We start from the raw sequence: 2059 nt of genomic DNA, 5'->3' as shown, positions 1-2059 counted from the left end.
CCCGGCAACGACACCCACAACAGGGCACCCCACCAACCGCAAGGACAACAGCACAACCAGCACAACCAACACAACGACATGAGGCCCTGTTATCTCAGGACCCAACAGTGTGCCAAACGATAAACCCGGACAACCCCCACCAGCACCGCTTTCCAGAACCCCCCACGAAGGAAGAGAACGTACTCACCACCAGCAGGCACCACCCAGGCACCTATCCATTGATATTCCACCCATGAGCACCCACCGCGGAACAAACGCCCGCGCTATGGGCTAACTCCTACGAACCACCACCCCCACCACACAGGACGAGGACAGCTGCTCGAGGCGCTCCTTAGAAAGGAGGTGATCCAGCCGCACCTTCCGGTACGGCTACCTTGTTACGACTTAGTCCCAATCGCCGGTCCCACCTTCGACGGCTCCCTCCCACAAGGGGTTAGGCCACCGGCTTCGGGTGTTACCAACTTTCGTGACTTGACGGGCGGTGTGTACAAGGCCCGGGAACGTATTCACCGCAGCGTTGCTGATCTGCGATTACTAGCGACTCCAACTTCATGAGGTCGAGTTGCAGACCTCAATCCGAACTGAGACCGGCTTTTTGGGATTAGCTCCACCTCACAGTATCGCAACCCTTTGTACCGGCCATTGTAGCATGCGTGAAGCCCAAGACATAAGGGGCATGATGATTTGACGTCGTCCCCACCTTCCTCCGAGTTGACCCCGGCAGTCTCCCATGAGTCCCCGGCATAACCCGCTGGCAACATGGAACGAGGGTTGCGCTCGTTGCGGGACTTAACCCAACATCTCACGACACGAGCTGACGACAACCATGCACCACCTGTAAACCGGCCACAAGTGGCTGACACATCTCTGCATCATTCCGGTTCATGTCAAGCCTTGGTAAGGTTCTTCGCGTTGCATCGAATTAATCCGCATGCTCCGCCGCTTGTGCGGGCCCCCGTCAATTCCTTTGAGTTTTAGCCTTGCGGCCGTACTCCCCAGGCGGGGCACTTAATGCGTTAGCTACGGCGCGGAAAACGTGGAATGTCCCCCACACCTAGTGCCCAACGTTTACGGCATGGACTACCAGGGTATCTAATCCTGTTCGCTCCCCATGCTTTCGCTCCTCAGCGTCAGTTACAGCCCAGAGACCTGCCTTCGCCATCGGTGTTCCTCCTGATATCTGCGCATTTCACCGCTACACCAGGAATTCCAGTCTCCCCTACTGCACTCTAGTCTGCCCGTACCCACCGCAGATCCGGAGTTAAGCCCCGGACTTTCACGGCAGACGCGACAAACCGCCTACGAGCTCTTTACGCCCAATAATTCCGGATAACGCTTGCGCCCTACGTATTACCGCGGCTGCTGGCACGTAGTTAGCCGGCGCTTCTTCTGCAGGTACCGTCACCAACCCCAAAAGGAATCAGCTTCTTCCCTACTGAAAGAGGTTTACAACCCGAAGGCCTTCATCCCTCACGCGGCGTCGCTGCATCAGGCTTGCGCCCATTGTGCAATATTCCCCACTGCTGCCTCCCGTAGGAGTCTGGGCCGTGTCTCAGTCCCAGTGTGGCCGGTCACCCTCTCAGGCCGGCTACCCGTCGTCGCCTTGGTAGGCCATTACCCCACCAACAAGCTGATAGGCCGCGAGTCCATCCAAAACCACAAAAGCTTTCCACCAACACCGCATGCGCGGGAAGGTCGTATCCAGTATTAGACCCGGTTTCCCAGGCTTATCCCAGAGTCAAGGGCAGGTTACTCACGTGTTACTCACCCGTTCGCCACTAATCCCCCCACAAGTGAGGTTCATCGTTCGACTTGCATGTGTTAAGCACGCCGCCAGCGTTCATCCTGAGCCAGGATCAAACTCTCCGTAAATGCATTACAGACACAACAACGCCACCCGGGAAAACGGACAACACTGCTGCACAAAATTCGAAACCAGCCAAAAAAACCAGCCACCACACACAAAATGCGCGGCAACCAGCCAATTCAACCAATCAAAAAACAATCGGTATCAACAAACTTGGCACACTATTGAGTTCTCAAACAACAGGAACAACCG

1 rRNA gene is annotated in these 2059 nt (G+C 56.1%); it reads right to left on the bottom strand.

Annotated elements, in window-relative coordinates:
* Positions 1-335: 335 nt before the first annotated feature.
* A 16S ribosomal RNA gene (locus tag ACX80F_RS16975) occupies positions 336-1872 on the bottom strand.
* Positions 1873-2059 lie beyond the last annotated feature (187 nt).

The organism is Arthrobacter sp. TMS2-4 (assembly GCF_054511075.1).
The sequence above is the reverse complement of the archived record's forward strand: the minus strand, read 5'-3'. Positions and strand labels throughout refer to the sequence as shown.